The organism is Bacillus sp. DE0042, assembly GCF_007680225.1.
Taxonomy (GTDB): domain Bacteria; phylum Bacillota; class Bacilli; order Bacillales; family Bacillaceae_G; genus Bacillus_A; species Bacillus_A wiedmannii.
This window is the reverse complement of record NZ_VEJP01000003.1, coordinates 362436-380645: the sequence shown is the minus strand read 5'-3', so window position 1 is coordinate 380645 and position 18210 is coordinate 362436. Positions and strand designations below refer to the sequence as shown.

The 18210-nt window shown below is 35.2% G+C and carries 15 protein-coding genes and 1 riboswitch; of the genes, 9 read left to right on the top strand and 6 right to left on the bottom strand.

Annotated features, from left to right (window positions below):
• Positions 1-37 precede the first annotated feature (37 nt).
• Positions 38-547: an SDR family NAD(P)-dependent oxidoreductase gene (locus FS802_RS15915; protein ID WP_000218425.1), complete on the top strand. Its 510-nt coding sequence runs from the start codon at positions 38-40 to the stop codon at positions 545-547.
• A gap of 66 nt (positions 548-613) precedes the next feature.
• On the opposite strand, the gene FS802_RS15910 is transcribed toward FS802_RS15915, so the two are convergent.
• Complete coding sequence (locus FS802_RS15910) at positions 614-1714, bottom strand: ABC transporter ATP-binding protein (protein WP_075308238.1); 1101 nt, start codon at positions 1712-1714, stop codon at positions 614-616.
• 262 nt (positions 1715-1976) lie between these two features.
• Here FS802_RS15910 and malL point away from each other — a divergent pair, with 262 nt between their 5' ends.
• Positions 1977-3653, top strand: coding sequence for an oligo-1,6-glucosidase (gene malL, locus FS802_RS15905; RefSeq protein ID WP_098653337.1), 1677 nt, complete (start codon positions 1977-1979; stop codon positions 3651-3653).
• 39 nt (positions 3654-3692) lie between these two features.
• Here malL and FS802_RS15900 read toward each other — a convergent pair whose 3' ends face one another.
• Positions 3693-5453: an alpha-glycosidase gene (locus tag FS802_RS15900; RefSeq protein ID WP_098653338.1), complete on the bottom strand. Its 1761-nt coding sequence runs from the start codon at positions 5451-5453 to the stop codon at positions 3693-3695.
• Positions 5454-5776: 323 nt separating this feature from the next.
• Here FS802_RS15900 and FS802_RS15895 point away from each other — a divergent pair, with 323 nt between their 5' ends.
• The 4 genes from FS802_RS15895 (at position 5777) to malR (ending at position 10550) form a co-directional block, all read left to right on the top strand.
• Positions 5777-7036: an extracellular solute-binding protein gene (locus FS802_RS15895; RefSeq protein ID WP_000709925.1), complete on the top strand. Its 1260-nt coding sequence runs from the start codon at positions 5777-5779 to the stop codon at positions 7034-7036.
• Positions 7037-7100: 64 nt separating this feature from the next.
• Positions 7101-8402 (top strand): maltosaccharide ABC transporter permease MalC, encoded by a 1302-nt coding sequence (gene malC / locus FS802_RS15890; RefSeq protein WP_001194989.1) that lies wholly within the window; start codon positions 7101-7103, stop codon positions 8400-8402.
• The gene (gene malD, locus FS802_RS15885; protein WP_001022594.1) at positions 8403-9245 is read left to right on the top strand and encodes a maltosaccharide ABC transporter permease MalD; all 843 of its coding nucleotides are present in this window, start codon (positions 8403-8405) and stop codon (positions 9243-9245) included. It begins immediately after the preceding gene.
• A gap of 282 nt (positions 9246-9527) precedes the next feature.
• A complete protein-coding gene (malR, locus tag FS802_RS15880) occupies positions 9528-10550 on the top strand; it encodes a maltose operon transcriptional repressor MalR (protein WP_000219036.1) in 1023 nt (340 codons plus the stop codon).
• Between the two features lie 14 nt (positions 10551-10564).
• Here the strand turns inward: malR and FS802_RS15875 are convergent, their stop codons facing one another.
• Positions 10565-11728, bottom strand: coding sequence for an aminotransferase A (locus FS802_RS15875; protein ID WP_098653339.1), 1164 nt, complete (start codon positions 11726-11728; stop codon positions 10565-10567).
• 123 nt (positions 11729-11851) lie between these two features.
• On the bottom strand, positions 11852-12052 hold the full coding sequence (locus FS802_RS15870) for a hypothetical protein (RefSeq protein ID WP_000929285.1): 201 nt from the start codon (positions 12050-12052) through the stop codon (positions 11852-11854).
• Positions 12053-12361: 309 nt separating this feature from the next.
• Here FS802_RS15870 and kinB point away from each other — a divergent pair, with 309 nt between their 5' ends.
• Positions 12362-13636 (top strand): sporulation sensor histidine kinase KinB, encoded by a 1275-nt coding sequence (kinB, locus tag FS802_RS15865; RefSeq protein ID WP_000420381.1) that lies wholly within the window; start codon positions 12362-12364, stop codon positions 13634-13636.
• Between the two features lie 38 nt (positions 13637-13674).
• On the opposite strand, the gene FS802_RS15860 is transcribed toward kinB, so the two are convergent.
• Positions 13675-14424: a DUF3967 domain-containing protein gene (locus FS802_RS15860; RefSeq protein WP_098653340.1), complete on the bottom strand. Its 750-nt coding sequence runs from the start codon at positions 14422-14424 to the stop codon at positions 13675-13677.
• A gap of 237 nt (positions 14425-14661) precedes the next feature.
• Between FS802_RS15860 and nucA the strand changes: the two genes are divergently transcribed.
• Positions 14662-15096: a DNA-entry nuclease gene (gene nucA / locus FS802_RS15855; RefSeq protein ID WP_000811502.1), complete on the top strand. Its 435-nt coding sequence runs from the start codon at positions 14662-14664 to the stop codon at positions 15094-15096.
• Positions 15097-15131: 35 nt separating this feature from the next.
• The gene (gene comJ, locus FS802_RS15850; RefSeq protein ID WP_000424013.1) at positions 15132-15521 is read left to right on the top strand and encodes a competence protein ComJ; all 390 of its coding nucleotides are present in this window, start codon (positions 15132-15134) and stop codon (positions 15519-15521) included.
• 37 nt (positions 15522-15558) lie between these two features.
• On the opposite strand, the gene metE is transcribed toward comJ, so the two are convergent.
• Positions 15559-17847: a 5-methyltetrahydropteroyltriglutamate--homocysteine S-methyltransferase gene (metE, locus tag FS802_RS15845; RefSeq protein ID WP_076539918.1), complete on the bottom strand. Its 2289-nt coding sequence runs from the start codon at positions 17845-17847 to the stop codon at positions 15559-15561.
• 128 nt (positions 17848-17975) lie between these two features.
• Positions 17976-18163, bottom strand: a riboswitch (cobalamin riboswitch).
• Positions 18164-18210 lie beyond the last annotated feature (47 nt).

The following is an 18210-nucleotide window of genomic DNA, read 5'->3' as shown; positions in this document are numbered from 1 at the left end:
CTTGCTTGCAGACTAATCTCATAAAGGAGTATACTGAATGACGGTAAGACTTATAGAAGGGGTAATGAAAATGAAGCTTGCAGGAAAAGTTGCTATCGTAACTGGCGGTGGCATCGGTATTGGACGTAATACAGCTCTTTTGTTGGCTAAACAAGGCGCAAAAGTAATTGTGACGGACATTGATCAAGAAAGTGGACAAGCAACAGTGGAGGAAATTACGAATCTAGGCGGAGAAGCACTTTTTGTATCCTATGATATGGGAAAGCAAGGAGATTGGCAACGCGTTATCAGTATTACTTTGAATGCATTTAGTCGCATTGATATGCTTTTTCAAAATGCTGGTTTATATAAAATAGATTCTATTTTTTCTCGCCAACAAGAGAACGATTCCAATGTACTTTGTATTAATGACGTTTGGATAGAGATAAAACAATTAACGTCATCTTTTATGAAACAGCAAGAAGAAGTGGTGCTGAGTGACTTACCGATTTCCGGTATCATTGGCACGAAAGGACAATCATTTCATACAGTAGAAGCCCTAGTATAATAATGAAAACCGCCCTCAAAGTATGTGGACGGTTTTTTTGTATGTTATACAGGGGAAAATTATTTTTTAACGAATACGTTGTTCAGTTTGACTGTCAAAGAAATGCGCTTTATTCATATCAAATGCTAGTTTAATTTGATCTCCAGGTGAAAATGTATGTCTTGCATCAACACGTGCTGCAAAATCTTGATCTCCAAGTTTCATATATAAAATAGATTCAGCACCTAGTAACTCAGCAACTTCGATTTTTGTTGTGAAGGCAGTAGATTGTGAAGCTTCTAAAAATAAGAGTTCATCATGAATGTCTTCAGGGCGAATGCCTAAAACAATTTCCTTATTTACATAGCCTTGTTCACGTAACATCTTCATTTTTCCTTCAGTTACTTTAATTTTTATTGCATTGTCTATAACGAAATCGGTTTCAGTTAATTTACCACGGAAGAAATTCATCGCTGGAGAGCCAATAAATCCACCAACGAAAATGTTTTCAGGTGTTTCATATACTTCTTTTGGAGTTCCGATTTGTTGAATCTTTCCGTCTTTCATAACAACGAGACGTGAAGCCATTGTCATTGCTTCTGTTTGATCATGTGTTACGTAAATTGTTGTCGTTCCAAGACGGTGGTGTAATTTAGAAATTTCTGAGCGCATTGCAACACGTAATTTAGCGTCTAAGTTGGATAAAGGCTCATCCATTAAGAAAACTTTCGCGTCTCGAACAATTGCTCTACCTAACGCAACACGTTGACGTTGTCCACCAGATAACGCTTTCGGTTTTCTATCTAAATATTGTTCCAGTCCTAAAATTTTTGCTGCATCTTTCACACGACGATCAATTTCATCTTTTGGTATTTTTCTAAGTTTTAATCCAAATGCCATATTATCATATACACTCATATGTGGATATAAAGCATAGTTTTGGAAGACCATTGCGATATCGCGATCTTTTGGAGGGACATCATTCATTAGCTTACCATCAATTGAAAACTCTCCTTTTGAAATATCTTCCAGTCCAGCCACCATTCGTAATGTTGTAGATTTTCCGCATCCAGAAGGACCGACAAATACGATAAATTCTTTATCTTGAATGTGTAAATTAAAATCTGTTACAGCTGTTACGTTATTATCATATATTTTATAAATGTTTTCTAATTTCAATTCTGCCATGGTATTGCCCCCTAGAAAAATTATGCAAACGTTTTCTTTGAGTTCATTATAAACTAATAGATTCAAAAAATAAACAAAAAAATAAAACGTTTTCATTTATTAGAAGAATATTAGTAATTTTCGTATGTTTTCTTAGAAAAATAAGAATAAAAAGTTGTAAGCGCTATTTTAAATTAAGATAGAATCTGTTATCATTCATTAATGAAAACGTTTGCGCCTTGGAAAAGAGAAAATCGAATTATTAATGAAATGGGGTAGCATAATGGAAAAACAGTGGTGGAAAGAAAGTGTAGTATATCAAATTTATCCTCGTAGCTTTATGGATAGTAACGGTGATGGTATTGGGGATCTTCGTGGGATTATTTCAAAGCTAGATTACTTAAAAGAATTAGGGATTGATGTCATTTGGTTATCGCCGGTCTATGAATCTCCAAATGATGATAATGGTTATGATATAAGTGATTATTGTAAAATTATGAATGAGTTCGGAACAATGGAAGATTGGGATGAGCTATTACATGAAATGCATGAACGTAATATGAAACTTATGATGGACTTAGTTGTTAACCATACTTCTGATGAACATAATTGGTTTATTGAATCACGTAAATCAAAAGATAATAAATATAGAGATTACTATATATGGCGTCCTGGAAAAGAAGGAAAAGAGCCGAACAACTGGGGAGCAGCTTTTAGTGGATCCGCATGGAAGTATGATGAAATGACAGATGAATATTATTTACATCTGTTTTCTAAAAAACAGCCGGATTTAAATTGGGATAATGAAAAGGTAAGACAAGATGTTTATGAAATGATGAAGTTTTGGTTAGAAAAAGGAATTGATGGCTTCCGTATGGATGTTATTAATTTTATTTCTAAAGAAGAGGGATTACCAGCTGTTGAAACCGAAGAAGAGGGGTATGTTTCAGGTCATAAGCATTTTATGAACGGTCCAAACATTCATAAATATTTACATGAAATGAATGAAGAAGTATTGTCTCATTATGATATTATGACGGTTGGTGAAATGCCTGGTGTAACGACAGAAGAAGCGAAAATGTATACTGGAGAAGAACGAAAAGAACTGCAGATGGTATTCCAATTTGAACATATGGATTTAGATTCGGGAGAAGGCGGAAAATGGGATGTAAAACCATGTTCACTCCTTACTTTAAAAGAGAATTTAACGAAGTGGCAAAAAGCATTAGAGCATACAGGGTGGAATAGTCTTTATTGGAATAACCATGATCAGCCACGCGTTGTATCTCGTTTTGGTAATGATGGAATGTATCGCATTGAATCTGCGAAAATGTTAGCGACGGTGCTTCATATGATGAAAGGAACACCGTATATTTATCAAGGAGAAGAAATCGGAATGACGAACGTTCGATTTGAGTCGATTGATGAATATCGAGATATTGAAACATTAAATATGTATAAGGAAAAAGTGATAGAGCGCGGTGAAGATATAGATAAAGTGATGCAATCTATTTATATAAAAGGCCGAGATAATGCTAGAACACCGATGCAGTGGGATGATAAAGATCATGCTGGATTCACAACAGGTGAGCCTTGGATTACGGTAAACCCTAACTACAAAGAAATCAATGTGAAACAAGCGATCCAAAATAAAGATTCAATTTTTTATTACTATAAAAAATTAATTGATCTACGCAAAAACAATGAAATAGTTGTGTACGGATCATATGATTTAATATTAGATAATAATCCTTCTATTTTTGCATACGTAAGAACATATGGAGAAGAAAAAATTCTTGTTATTGCAAACTTTACGGCGGAAGAAAGTGTATTTGAATTGCCTGAGGACGTTATTTATAGTGAATCAGAGTTATTAATACACAATTACGACGTAGAGAGTGGATCGATAGATAACATGACATTACGTCCATATGAAGCGATGGTATTTAAATTGAAATAAAAAAATCCTTATGCCACACCTTGGCATAAGGATTTTTTATTACCATTTTAAGATTGAGAATCCATATGGAGGAAGTGTAACTTGTAATACACTTGCTTCCGCTGAAAATTCTTCGTTTGTATAAATGTTAATGATTTTCTTTCCAGTAACATGGAGAGGGAGTGAAGCTGTAACATCACTATTAGTCGGATTTAAAACGAAAAAGATAGTTTCATCTTCATATGTTTTCGTATAAGAAATAGAATTATGTTCATCATTTGCTTCGATGAAATGGAAAGTACCATGTCCTCCAAATGCTTTATATTGCTTTCGTAATGAAATTAATGTTTGTATATGTGTAAATAATAGATGATCTTGTTCTTTCGTATCCCAAACCATACATTTGCGACAATCTGGGTCCATACCGCCGTCCATACCAATTTCGTCTCCATAATAAATACAAGGAGAGCCGATGAAGGAAAGATGGAATACATAAAGTAACTGTAACTTATTTTTATCTCCGTTACATGTTGTCAATATTCTTGGTGTATCATGACTGTCTAATAAATGAAACGCTGCTTCATTTACATTCATAGAGTAGGAATGTAGAGATTCTATAATTTGTTTCATAAATTCATTTGCTTTAATGGAATCATTAGCAAAGTAAGACAGCAGAGCGTTTGTAACAGGATAGCTCATTACAGCATCAAATTGATCTCCTTGTAGCCATGGAAGTGCATCGTGCCAAATTTCTCCTAAAATATATACTTCAGGATTTAATGCTTTTATCTCGCTTCGGAATTCTCTCCAAAAGCTGTGGTCGACTTCATTTGCTACATCAAGGCGCCAACCGTCTATATTAAATTCTCTTACCCAATAACGCCCAACTTCAAGTAAGTATTCTTTTACATCTGGGTGTGCTGTATTTAATTTAGGCATATACGGTGTAAACGCGAAAGTATCATAATTCGGAAGTGGCTCAGTTATAATTGGAAATTCATGAATATGGAACCACTCTTTATAAGCAGACTTCTCGCCGTTTTCTAGTACGTCTTGGAATTTATCGAAAAAGTATCCACTATGATTAAACACGGCATCGAGCATTATTTTTATACCGTGTGTATGACATGCTTGAACGAGTTCTTTGAACGTTTCTTTCGTCCCGAATTGTGGGTCGATTTCCATGTAGTCAATTGTGTCATATTTATGGTTGGAATGTGCTTTGAAAATAGGTGTGAAGTATATTCCCGAAATTCCAAGCTTAACAAGGTAATCGAGGTTTTGAATAATACCAGCAAAATCTCCGCCGAAAAAATTAGTTGGAGTTGGCTCAGCGCCTCCCCAAGGAAGAGTGTTTTCTGGATTTAGTGCACGATCTCCATTAGCGAACCGTTCTGGGAAAATTTGATACCAAACGGTGTCTTTAATCCAAGAAGGTGCTTGAAATACATCATTTGCATGAATAAATGGCAAACAGAAAAAGTTACCAACGTCATCATTTGGAATATTGGAAAAAAATCCCCGCTCTGCATAAATAAGCGTTTCTGTATCATTTTTTAATTCGAATCCATAACGTAAGCGCTTAAATTTTGGCTCGATGGAGATGGACCAATAATCAAACAATGCAGTAGAACCAGTTTTTTTCATCGGTGTACTTGATGTAATCCATTTCCCTTCTTTCCATTCATAAGGATCACCGTAAATAAGAGTGGTGCTTTGAACATCTTCTCTTTTAGTACGTATTCGGATGTGAATCGTTTTTTCATCGTAAGCGTATGCGTAATTATCTTTTGGCCTATGATAAATAGCTTCTTTAAGCATATAGAAAATCCCCCTTTAATATCTCCATGCATATTGTTCCCTTAAGTATAATAATAAAGTATATGTTGCAAACGATTGCTTTTTGCATAGCTTTAATATTGCTTATAAGAGTAGTATTCATTTCATATAAAGTCAATGTATAAAGAGTGTAGTAATAATATTTTAAAATTAATATTTGCAAAATGAATAAAAGAATGTATAATGATAGACAAATAGCGCAAACGTTTTCATAGATTGAGATATTGTTTGCGCTTCTATTAAACTATTTAATGCAAACGTTTTCAACTATTAGGGTACATATACAATTTAGGGAGGTTTTTGGGATGAAGAAAGCATTATCATTATTAACGGTTTCGGCATTATCAATTGGTATGTTATCTGCATGTGGACCGAAAGATTCAGGGAAAAAAGAAGAAAGTAAAGCGAAGAAAGATTACGATCTTCTCGTTTGGGAAGATGATAAAAAAGGTGTTGGTTTAGAACCAGCAGTGAAAAGTTTTGAGGAAAAATATAAAGTAAAAGTAAAAGTCGTTGAAATGCAAATGACAGATCAAGTGAAGAAGTTACGCCTTGATGGACCAGCGGGGACTGGACCAGATGTTGTAACATTGCCACATGATCAAATTGGAAACGCAGTAACAGAAGGTTTACTTTCTGAAGTGAAAGCTGATGATGCTGTGAAGAGTAGATTTACTGAATCATCAATAGAAGCACAGACATATAACGGAAAATTATATGGTTTACCAAAAGCAATTGAGACACCAGTCTTTATTTACAATAAAAAATTAATGCCAAAAGCACCAGAAACGATGGACGAGCTGTTTAACTTCTCAAAAGAATTTACGAAGGATGGCAAGTATGGATTTTTAACACTAGGAGATAATTTCTACTTTGCTAATGCATTCATGGCAGGTATGGGTGGTTATGTGTTTGGTGAAAAAGATGGAAAGCCAAATGCAAGTGATGTTGGATTAAATAATAGTGGGGCAGTACAAGGTGCTGAATATCTTCAAAAATGGTACAAAGAAAAGTTATTCCCGAAAGGTATTATCGGTGAATCTGGTGGACCTGCTGCTGATGGACTATTTAACGAAGGCAAAGCAGCATCTATCATGAATGGTCCATGGGCGTTCCAAGCAATGGAAAAGAACGGAATTGATTATGGCGTTGCTCCAATGCCGAAATTACCAAACGGTCAACCAATGAAAACATTTGTTGGGGTTAAAGGGTGGCATGTAACAAGCTTCTCTAAACAAAATGATTTAGCTACAAAGTTCACTGAATGGGTAACGAATGAAGAAAACGCAAAAATTCGATTTGAGAAAACAAAAGAAATTCCTCCAGTAAAAGCAGTAATGGAAGATCCAATTATTAAAGATAATGAAGCTGCAAAAGCAGTTGCAACACAATCTGAAAATGGAATTCCAATGCCGAACATTCCAGAAATGCAAGAAGTATGGAAACCAGCTGGAGATGCGCTTCAATTAGTTGTTACGGAAAAAGAGGCACCAAAAGCAGCACTTGACAATGCAGTGAAGCAAATTAAAGGTAATATTGAGGCAAATCATAGTAAGAAAAAATAAGGTGAAATTCGTGCCTCTCATATGAGGGGCACGAATTCTCTCCCAGAAAAAAGGGGGAAGGAACATGCAAACATCTATGGAACCAGCAAATGGTTTAAACGGTTCAAAGCATAGGAAAATGGCAACCATGTTATCTATCATTCCAGGCGTGGGCCAAATGTATAATAAGCAATTTGTAAAAGGTCTTATTTTTCTAGTATTAACAGGTTCATTTATTGTAGCCTTTGCTGATTTATTAAATATGGGATTATGGGGAATTGTAACGCTTGGTACAGAAGTTCCACGTGATCATTCTGTCTTTCTATTAGTAGAAGGAATCTTGGCACTCATCGTCATCGTTTTTGGACTCGGAATATATGCATTTAATTTATATGATGCATACCAAAACGGGAAGAAACGTGATATAGGAACACCATTAAACTCTGTAAAAGAGCAATACCGTAATTTACTAGATCAAGGTTTTCCATATTTAATGGTTTCACCAGGTTTTCTATTACTTATCTTTGTCGTTGTATTTCCAATCATCTTCGTAATTTTAATTGGATTTACGAATTATGATTTATACCACTCTCCTCCAGCTAAATTAGTAGATTGGGTGGGCTTCAAAAACTTTATTGATATCTTTACATTACCGATGTGGAGAGAGACGTTTTTAAGCGTATTTTCTTGGACTGTCATTTGGACATTCGTTGCAACGACATTACAAGTTGCGCTTGGTATTTTCTTAGCGATTATCGTAAATCAGCCTGGTATTAAAGGGAAGGCAATTATTCGAACAATCTTCATTTTACCGTGGGCGGTCCCAGCATTCGTATCTATTCTTGTTTTCTCTGGTATGTTTAATGAAACATTTGGAGCAATTAACAATCAAGTATTGGCGTTATTCGGAATCGAAAAGATTGCTTGGATGACAGATCCATTTTGGGCAAAAATCGCTTTAATTATGATTCAAACGTGGCTTGGATTCCCGTTCGTCTTTGCAATGACAACAGGTATACTGCAATCGATTCCAGGGGAGTTATATGAAGCTGCTACAGTAGATGGAGCTACAGCTTGGCAACAGTTTCGTAAAATTACATTGCCACTTGTTCTATATGCAACAGCACCAATATTAATTACGCAATATACGTTTAACTTTAATAACTTTAGTATCATCTATTTATTTAACGGCGGAGGTCCTGCTGTAGCTGGACAAGACGCAGGTGGAACGGATATTTTAATTTCATGGATTTATAAGTTAACGATGACTTCGGCGCAGTACGGGAAAGCAGCAGCTCTTACAATGATATTATCGTTAATCGTTATTACAGTTGCGTTATGGCAATTTAAGAGAACAAAATCATTCCAAGAAGAGGATATGATGTAAATGAATATTAAAAGACAAAAGATGTTACGTCTCTCATTAAGTTATTTCGTTATTTTCGTAATGTGTGCCATCATTTTCTATCCATTATTATGGATTATTGGCTCATCGTTTAATCCAGGTGATAGTTTATCTGGATCAAGTATTATTCCGCAAAATGCAACGTTAGATCATTATCGTAAGTTATTAGATTTAGAGAATAGTAATTATTTACTATGGTATAAAAACACGTTAAAAGTAAGTGTTATAACGATGATTTTCTCAGTGTTAGCAATTAGTTTTACTGCTTATGCATTTTCGAGATACCGTTTTGTTGGAAGGAAAAATGGTTTATTAACGTTTTTAATTCTGCAAATGATTCCGAACTTTGCGGCGCTAATCGCTCTATACGTATTAGCACAATTAACAGGGTTAATCGATACGCACCTTGCATTAATTTTAATTTATGTAGGCGGGGCAATTCCAATGAATACATGGCTTATGAAAGGATATTTTGATACGATTCCGAAAGAATTGGATGAGTCAGCTCGTATGGATGGGGCAGGACATTTCCGTATTTTTTGGCAAATCATTATGCCACTTGCAAAGCCAATCGTAGCGGTTGTGGCATTATTCACTTTCATTGGCCCATTTACAGATTTCATTTTAGCGAGTGTTATTTTGCGCACACCAGAAAATTATACGTTAGCAGTTGGGTTATATGAAATGGTAGCGAAGAAATTTGGTAATGAATTTACAACGTTCGCAGCGGGTTCAGTATTGATTGCAATCCCAATTTCAATTTTATTCCTATCACTACAAAAATACTTTATCTCTGGTTTAACTGCTGGAGGTACGAAAGGATGAAAAATGGGACGTTACGTCCCATTTTTCTTTTCATCTCCCTATAAAAAATTTTATAGGGAGATGAAAAGAGATTTGACATCACATATGCAAAGAAGTGAAATAAATAGTATATTATAGTATAGGAAAAAAGAGCTATATCCCTTACAATACATGGAGAGGGAGAATATGATAGGTATTACAAGATAGAATCAATGAAAGTTTATGACTTCTCCTATTACTTGCAACGGGTGCAAGATTAAAATATATAACAAAATGGCAGAGAAGTGAGAGGAGGGGATTTTTATGACAGTTACAATTAAAGATGTGGCGAAGAAGGCAAATGTAGCACCATCTACCGTTTCTCGTGTAATTGCTGATAATCCAAGTATAAGTGAAAAAACAAAGCGTCGTGTTCGGAAAGTAATGAGTGAACTAGGGTATCATCCCAATTTAAACGCAAGAAATCTGGCTAACCAAACAACAAAAACACTTGGTCTTGTTATGCCAAGTTCTGCAAGTAAAGCTTTTCAAAATCCGTTTTTCCCAGAAGTTATAAGAGGGATTAGTTCATTTGCACATGTGGAAGGGTATGCGCTTTATATGTCGACAGGTGAAACGGAAGATGAAATTTTTAATGGTGTTGTAAAGATGGTACAGGGGCGCCAAATTGGTGGCATTATTCTTTTATATTCAAGAGAGAATGATCGGATTATTCAATATTTGCATAAACAAAATTTCCCGTTTGTTTTAATTGGGAAACCGTATGATCGAAAAGATGAAATTACATATGTAGATAATGATAATTATACAGCTGCAAGAGAAGTAGCAGAATATTTGATTTCATTAGGTCATAAACAAATCGCGTTCATCGGCGGCGGATCAGATTTACTTGTAACGAGAGATCGTTTGGCTGGTATGAGTGATGCTTTAAAATTAGCGGACATTGTATTACCAAAAGAGTATATTTTACATTTTGATTTTTCGAGGGAAAGTGGTCAGCAAGCTGTTGAGGAGTTAATGGGACTACAGCAACCACCGACAGCAATTGTGGCAACGGATGATTTAATTGGACTTGGTGTGTTAAGTGCTCTTTCTAAAAAAGGATTCGTTGTACCAAAGGATGTTTCCATTATAAGCTTTAACAATGCTTTATTATCAGAAATTGCGAGTCCGCCACTTTCGACAGTTGATGTGAATATTTATCAACTAGGATATGAGGCAGCAAAAGCTTTAGTGGATAAAGTAGAGAATGCGGAGTCTACTGCAAAGTGTATTATTATTCCTCATAAATTACTAAAGCGCCAAACTTGCGATCATTATGCATAAAAAAAGCTAAGAGTTTAACTCTTAGCTTTTTGTTGTAGAAAGGCCTCTAATCGATCACAGCCTTCTTTTAAAGTTTCAATACTATACGCATAGGACAAGCGAAGATAGCCTTCACCATATTCAGAAAATGCAGTTCCAGGAACGACAGCTAGTCCAGCTTCTTTGACAAGGTCAAGTGCAAAATCAAATGATGAAGATGTTAAATGACCAACATATGGGAATAAGTAAAATGCACCTGTGGGCTTTTCAACTGTTAAGCCCATTTGAATGAGTCTATTATATACGTAATCACGACGTTTTTTGTATTGATGACGCATCATTTTTGGTGCATCTTTAGCAGCTGTTAATGCTTCAATTGCAGCATATTGAGCGATTGAAGTAGCACACGTTACGTTGTATTGATGAACTTTTAGTATATGTCCTGCTAAATAGCTTGGTGCGAATAATAGACCGATACGCCAGCCAGTCATAGAATGAGATTTTGATAAACCGTTAATGACGATAGTCTTTTCACGCATTTCTGGGAAATGAGCGATAGATGTATGCTTTTGTTCATATACAAGTTCGCTATATATTTCATCAGAAAGGACGAAAATATTTTTATCTTTTAAAACAGTTACAATATCCTGTAATTCTTCTTTTGATAAAGTTACACCAGTTGGATTAGAAGGATACGGCAGTACGACGCATCTTGTTTTTTCTGTAATGGCATTTTCTAGCGCTTTGGCTGTTAAACGGAAGCCAGTTTCACGAACATCGATAAAAATAGGTGTAGCACCGCATAATCGAATAATTGGTTCGTATCCTGGATAAATAGGGGCAGGTAAAATAACTTCTGTTCCTGGCTCTAAAATCGTTCGGAATGCAATATCAATTGCTTCACTGGCACCGATTGTAACGATGGTTTCGTTTTCAGGTGAATACTGTAAATCGTAGTTATCTTTTACAAAGTTACAAGCTGCCTTGCGTAATTCTAGTAAACCGGCGTTATGTGTATAGCTTGTATAATTTTCTGTAATAGCCCGTTTTGCCGCTTCTTTTACGAGAGAAGGCGTAGGGAAATCGGGTTGTCCAATTGTTAAAGAGATAAGATTATCATAGTTTTGAATCATGTTAGAGAATTGACGGATTCCAGAAATTTGGATGTCCTTCACTCTAGGGTTAATGAATTGTTCCATTGTATCTCCCTTTCTTCCGTTTGAAAATTAAGTTCATTTTAACATATTTTCTATGATTTCGCTTGCGTATATGTTATGTAGAAAGAGAGGGATAATAGAAAAAAAGCCGCTGTAAGCGACTTTTTAATATCCGTACTCCCAATCTATTTCATCTTCATTCCAAAGTACAGAGGATACTTTGCCAAGGTGAACAACTGATTCATTCACAGCACATGTGCAATTTTCTTCTCCGGTTTTATGCTGTAACTCTTCATATACTGATTTTTCAACATTTTCTAGAACGACCAAATTTTCTTCTTTTAAAACAAGCGTAGTACCTGCCATATTTATCTTCCTCCTACTAAAATAATGATCACTTATTTGTAAACATAGATAGTATGGATTATATGCTGTATTTTGCTATAGTTGTCCGTCTCATGAAGTATTTTTTATTTTCTTTGTAATCCGTATTCATTGTATACTGTCCGACGGAAATTTGGTACAGGGTTTACATTCATTTCGAAAATCTGTAACAATTATTATGTGTTGTTAACAAAGAATTAACAAATATGTTAAGAAAAATCAAAATTTTAAAACAAATAAACCCGTAAAATGATATAATCATATCAAAATACATATAGGGGATGAGAGGCTATGGAGCTGATCCGTGATTTAATGATCCAAATTGCCATCATTATTTTGCCGCTATTTTTATATGAAGCGATTCGTTTAAATCGTTATCAAGAAATGCCTCCGAAGCCGAACCGCTACTTTATTATGTTTTTATCCAGCATTACACTCGTTCTCTCCATGACATACTCTATTTGTTTTGGTGACATTTGTGGGTATAACTTTCACCCAATCCCGATTGTTAGTGGTTTTTTATATGGTGGGATTGTTGGTTTAATCCCGGCCGTTATTTTTGTTGCATATGAATGGGCGCTAAAGGGAATGAGCCTTCTTCCAGTCATAGAAGTAATATTTCTATTGATAGTTCCATTATTTTTATCAAAGAAATGGTCTCTATTTTCAAGGGATAAGAAGCTAATTTTAGCATTTATGATTTCATCACTATACGTACTTGTTTCTTTAGTGATTGGCATGATTAACGTTCTGTTAGAAACGGGGTTTACACCACATATTTCACACTTATATAGCGGATATATATTTGCTTCGCTTATTATGGTTATGACTATGGTATTTCAAGTGTACTTAACAGAATATTTAAATGAAAATGCAATATTACGTACAGAGATGCAAAAGTCAGAAAAGCTTAATATTGTAAGTGAGTTGGCAGCAAGTGTTGCACATGAGGTTCGAAATCCACTCACTGTTGTTCGTGGTTTTATTCAATTGTTAGAAAGTACGGAAGATGTGAAAAATAAGGATTATATGCGTCTCGTATTAGCCGAATTGGATCGGGCAGAACAAATTATTTCAGATTATTTGAATTTAGCAAGGCCACAAATTGAGAAAAAAGAACACATTTGCTTATCCGCTCAATTAATAGAAATGACAACTCTTATGTCATCATTTGCAGCGATGCAAGGTGTATATTTGCAAGTTGAGATTTCTGAAAGTCTTTATACGATCGGTGATAAGACGAAATTGAAGCAAGCTATTATGAATGTTGTTAAAAATGGTATTGAAGCAATCCAAGGAAATAAAGGATATTTAAAAGTAACGGCTATGCAAAAAGATGAAACGATAGTAATAAGAGTTAAAGATAGTGGTGTTGGAATGACGAAAGAACAGTTAGTAAGACTGGGACAACCGTATTATTCTTTAAAAGAAAAAGGGACAGGATTAGGGCTTATGGTAACATTTAGTATTTTACAAGCGCATAATGGTACGCTGGAATATAAAAGCGAAAGTGGGAAAGGAACTGAAGCGATTATTATATTGCCAGCTGTAAGAAATAAGGAATAAAAGTTACCGATGGAAGGTAACTTTTTATTTTATATTGTTTATTCATTTGTTTTTTCTTGTTTTGCTCGGCTAAATAAACTTTTAAATGATTGCAAGAATCCTTGCTCTTTTGAAGCAGCAACCATTCTTTTTGTTTCTTGAATTTCGCGAATCACTTGCATAAGTTGTGCATCACGGTTGCTATCTTTATTATAAATTTGATTTACGAGTTTATTCATTTTTTCTTCTTGCTTAGATTCTCGTTTATACATATGATTCATTAATAAGTCCATCTTTTCTTTTTGCAGGGCATCTGTTTGAGCGGCATGATCCACTAACTCTTGTAGCATTTTTTCTTGAGAGCCTTCTTTTACATAAACTTGTTGCATTAATTCATCTAGCTTTTCATCTTTTAAACGATTTTGGGTAATAAGGGTAGAATTTTGATGAATAATTGCTTCATTTAATTGAGCGAGCATTTCAAGTTTTAACATGAACTCCTCAAAGTTACGCCCATCTTCTTTTTCTTTCGGTTGTATTTCTTGCGTATTTTGTATAACTGGTACAGGCGGGGCCTCTTTTTCTTTTAAAATAATAGGTATCGTTTCTGAAATATCTTCTTGCAGTGTAGCAGCTCTTTCATGTATAGATTTCAATAGTTTTAAATCATCCAGTTTATAAATACGAGCATCAGCTGTTTTGGAAATGATATAACCATGATCCTCTAACAGTTGACTATATTTGCGAACTATATGTTTTGGGATGCCTGTTTTATTCGTGACATCTTTCGTTTTATAGGTAGCTTCCATAATATTTCCTCCCCCAAAAGTATCGTATATATCATTTCAATCTTTTATGAGGACTTCCTTTAAAAAAGAATGTCGGAAGGTTATTAGTTTTCTACAGCATTAGTGAAAAGATGAAGGAAAATGAGAGTTTTTTGGCGGAATGGCGAAGAAGAGCTAAAATAATGTCTGAAAACATATACAGGAGAAGTTTGTTATAATAACGGAGGAAAAGAAACTGGTAGAATCATGGAGGTATACATGAAGCAATTAAAAGGTATTATCATTTCAATTATTGCAATTCTTTCTATTGTAGTAGCGGTGTATGAAGTACTTGTTCCAGAAGAAACAAGTATCAAAAAAACAAATGCGTATGATCAAGTTCTAGAATTTCCGAAAGAGCGATATCCAGAGACAGGGAAACATATTACCGATGCTATAAAAGAAGGGCATTCAGAAGTTTGTACAATCGACCGTGGTGGCGCTGCGGATAGAAGAAAATTATCGTTAGCTCCATACCCATCAAAAAAAGGGTATGATCGTGATGAATGGCCAATGGCGATGTGTAAAGAAGGCGGAAAAGGAGCACATATTGAATATATAAGTCCAGCCGATAATCGCGGGGCAGGGTCTTGGGTAGGAAATAAGTTAGATAAATACCCAGATGGTACACGTGTGAAATTTGACGTAAAGTAGTAGTTGCATATTTCATAATGAAGGAGAAGTGACCTATGGAGTTAACAATTTCGTATTCGCAATTAATGTTGATGAACTATGACGGTGATCAGCCTTACGTTGACTGGACGGATGAAGATTTTGAAAGGGGTTATGCGAAGGCGGATGGAACTGTTATTTTTGAAGCACTCTCTGATTATACTTGTGAAGTAAAAGTGACTTGCGGGAAGCATATTGAGAAAGAAGAAGTGATTAGAACGGTTACAGTTCCTTTTACAATTGAAAATGAATGTATCGTTGTAACAAGTATTCTTTCAAATAAATTTCAAATCCCTATTCCAAATGGTGAGTATACAGTTGTATTACAGGCAACTCCTCTTGAAGAACCAACGGATGATGAATTATATAAAATACAATACGAATTCTTTTTTGAAAGTAAAGAATAAAAAATGGGTTATCCTCAAAAAGGATAACCCATTTTCGTTATGCGTTTGTTTTTAGTAGGGAACGTGCATCTTTTGCTGCTTGCACCATGTGTTCTAAAGCCGGGATAACCTCTTCCGTTCTTCTCGTTTTTAAACCACAATCAGGATTAATCCAGAAATATTTAGGATCGCATACTTCTAAAGATTGTTCCACGATTTTATACATTTCATCTTTACTCGGTACACGTGGACTATGAATATCATATACACCTAGACCGATGCCTTTTTCATATGTTGTATGTTTTAATGTATCAATAAATTCTCCGTGACTTCTTGATGTTTCGATAGAAATCACATCTGCATCCAATGCGCGAATCGCGTCAACAATATCTTCGAAATTACTGTAACACATATGCGTATGAATTTGTGTTTCATTTGCTACAGAAGAAGTTGCTAAAAGGAAGGATTGTACTGCCCATGTAATATAAGCGTCCCAATCTTTTTCTTTTAGTGGCATTCCTTCACGAAGTGCTGGCTCATCGACTTGGATTACTCGAATTCCGGAAGATTCAAGTAGTTCAATTTCGTGACGAAGAGCTAATGCAATTTGATACGAAACTTCTTTTCTTGGAATGTCATTTCGAACGAAAGACCAATTTAAAATCGTAACAGGTCCAGTTAACATTCCTTTTACAACTTTCTCTGTTAAGCTTTGTGCATAAACCGTTTCCTTAATAGTCATTCCGTTAATAAAGGCAACATCACCATAAATAACAGGTGGTTTTACGCAGCGAGAACCGTATGATTGTACCCAACCGTTTTTTGTGAATGAGAAACCAGCAAGGCGCTCACCAAAATATTCGACCATGTCAGTTCTTTCGAATTCACCATGTACAAGGACATCAAGACCAATTTCTTCTTGGTAACGAATCCATTTTTCTGTCTCTTTTTCAATAAATTGTTCATATTGTTCATTTGAAATAACACCGTTACGCCATTCCTTTCGCGTTTGACGAACTTCAGTTGTTTGCGGGAAGCTACCAATAGTAGTTGTTGGTAATAACGGTAACTCTAGGGCAACTTGTTGTAATTCGTATCGTTTTTCAAATGGAAGAGGACGTGAAAAATCTTCTTCTTTTAGTGCTGTTCGTGCTGCTTTGACATCTTCACGGTTACGTACAGCAGATGAACGAATTGTATGATGTACATTTCGATATGTTTCCAGCTCATTACTAATACTTTCTGTACCTTTAGTGAGAGCAGAGTGAATGAGAACTAACTCTTCTAATTTTTGATTTGCAAATGCTAACGCATCGAATAGTTCAGTCGATAAGTGAGTTTCTTCTGTTTTATCGATTGGTGTATGCAATAAGCTACAAGAAGGCTGAACGATGAAATCTTTCGTTTGGACTTGTTTTTGTAACGTTGTAAATAACGTAATAACTTCATCAAGGTCAGCTCTCCAAATGTTACGGCCATCTATACAACCGACAGCTAAAATTTTATCAGCTGGGAATCCATATTTTGAAATAGCATGTAGATTACCTTCTTTACCATGAACGAAATCTAATCCAATACCGGATACAGGGAATGTAATAATTTCTTCATAGTTTTCTTCTACACTATCAAAATATGTTTGTAAAAGAAGATTCGCATTTGGAACTTCTTTACGAATAGCTTCATAAATTTCTTTTGCTTGTTGAACTTCTTCTTTCGTTAAAGAAGCGAAAATCGGTTCATCAACTTGAATGACTTGTGCACCAGCTGCATGTAGTTCTGAAAGCAGTTGTACGTATGGTGCAACTAATTGTTTTAAAATCGTAGTAAATTGTTCTTGTGTATAACCTTTAGCTAATTTTAAGAAAGTATATGGTCCTAAAATAACAGGTTTTCCATCTACTCCTAATTCTTGTTTTGCCTCTTCGTATAAGCGAAGTGGACGATTATCTTTTAAAGAGATTTGTAATCCCTCTTCATATTCAGGAACGATATAATGATAGTTTGTGTTAAACCATTTTGTCATTTCAGAAGCTACGTGATCTTTAGAGCCACGCGCCATTGCGAAATATACATCAAGGTAAGATGTAAACTCAGAAAAACGTGATGGGATAAATCCTAGCATATAAGCAGTATCCAAAACGTGATCATAATATGTAAAGTCGCCAATTGGAATGAGCTCAATCCCTTTTTCTTGCTGTACTTTTACGTGTTGAAGGCGAATTTCTTTCATCTTTGTTAAAAATTGTTCTTCATCGATTTTATTGGACCAAAAAGCTTCCAATGTCTTTTTCCACTCTCGTTGTAGTCCGATACGTGGATAACCTAAGTTACTTGTTTGAATTGCCATTTTAAATTCCTCCCTAATTGAAAGTAAGCATTTCCGTTTACTAGGAAATACCTATAACAAAAAGCATAAAGGCATAGAAAATAAGCCTTCCTTTTTGTTTTAACACCTCATCATCATCCGTGAATCTATCAGTGTTGTTAAAACAGGCAGGTCTCCTGACTTATGCTTCATATAATCTCTTTTACCTTCCCGTTTTCACAGTGGCATAGAAAAGAAATCTCAGCATTTACAGTGGCGGGACCGTGTTGGAGTTTCACCAAGCTTCCCTTTTAAACACGAAACGAAATTTTCGTGTACCTATTTTCCTTTTGAAAGGAAGTTAACAAGCGATATGATATTGAAACAAATTCTAACACAATTTTT

Excerpts from the sequence above, each read along its gene's own strand:
- malD (WP_001022594.1), top strand. The coding sequence starts at position 8,403 with ATGAATATTAAAAGACAAAAGATGTTACGTCTCTCATTAAGTTATTTC.
- kinB (WP_000420381.1), top strand. The coding sequence starts at position 12,362 with ATGGAGCTGATCCGTGATTTAATGATCCAAATTGCCATCATTATTTTG.
- FS802_RS15915 (WP_000218425.1), top strand. The coding sequence starts at position 38 with ATGACGGTAAGACTTATAGAAGGGGTAATGAAAATGAAGCTTGCAGGA.
- malL (WP_098653337.1), top strand. The coding sequence starts at position 1,977 with ATGGAAAAACAGTGGTGGAAAGAAAGTGTAGTATATCAAATTTATCCT.
- FS802_RS15860 (WP_098653340.1), bottom strand. The coding sequence starts at position 14,424 with ATGGAAGCTACCTATAAAACGAAAGATGTCACGAATAAAACAGGCATC.
- FS802_RS15870 (WP_000929285.1), bottom strand. The coding sequence starts at position 12,052 with ATGGCAGGTACTACGCTTGTTTTAAAAGAAGAAAATTTGGTCGTTCTA.
- malC (WP_001194989.1), top strand. The coding sequence starts at position 7,101 with ATGCAAACATCTATGGAACCAGCAAATGGTTTAAACGGTTCAAAGCAT.
- nucA (WP_000811502.1), top strand. The coding sequence starts at position 14,662 with ATGAAGCAATTAAAAGGTATTATCATTTCAATTATTGCAATTCTTTCT.
- FS802_RS15900 (WP_098653338.1), bottom strand. The coding sequence starts at position 5,453 with ATGCTTAAAGAAGCTATTTATCATAGGCCAAAAGATAATTACGCATAC.
- FS802_RS15910 (WP_075308238.1), bottom strand. The coding sequence starts at position 1,714 with ATGGCAGAATTGAAATTAGAAAACATTTATAAAATATATGATAATAAC.
- malR (WP_000219036.1), top strand. The coding sequence starts at position 9,528 with ATGACAGTTACAATTAAAGATGTGGCGAAGAAGGCAAATGTAGCACCA.
- comJ (WP_000424013.1), top strand. The coding sequence starts at position 15,132 with ATGGAGTTAACAATTTCGTATTCGCAATTAATGTTGATGAACTATGAC.
- FS802_RS15895 (WP_000709925.1), top strand. The coding sequence starts at position 5,777 with ATGAAGAAAGCATTATCATTATTAACGGTTTCGGCATTATCAATTGGT.
- FS802_RS15875 (WP_098653339.1), bottom strand. The coding sequence starts at position 11,728 with ATGGAACAATTCATTAACCCTAGAGTGAAGGACATCCAAATTTCTGGA.
- metE (WP_076539918.1), bottom strand. The coding sequence starts at position 17,847 with ATGGCAATTCAAACAAGTAACTTAGGTTATCCACGTATCGGACTACAA.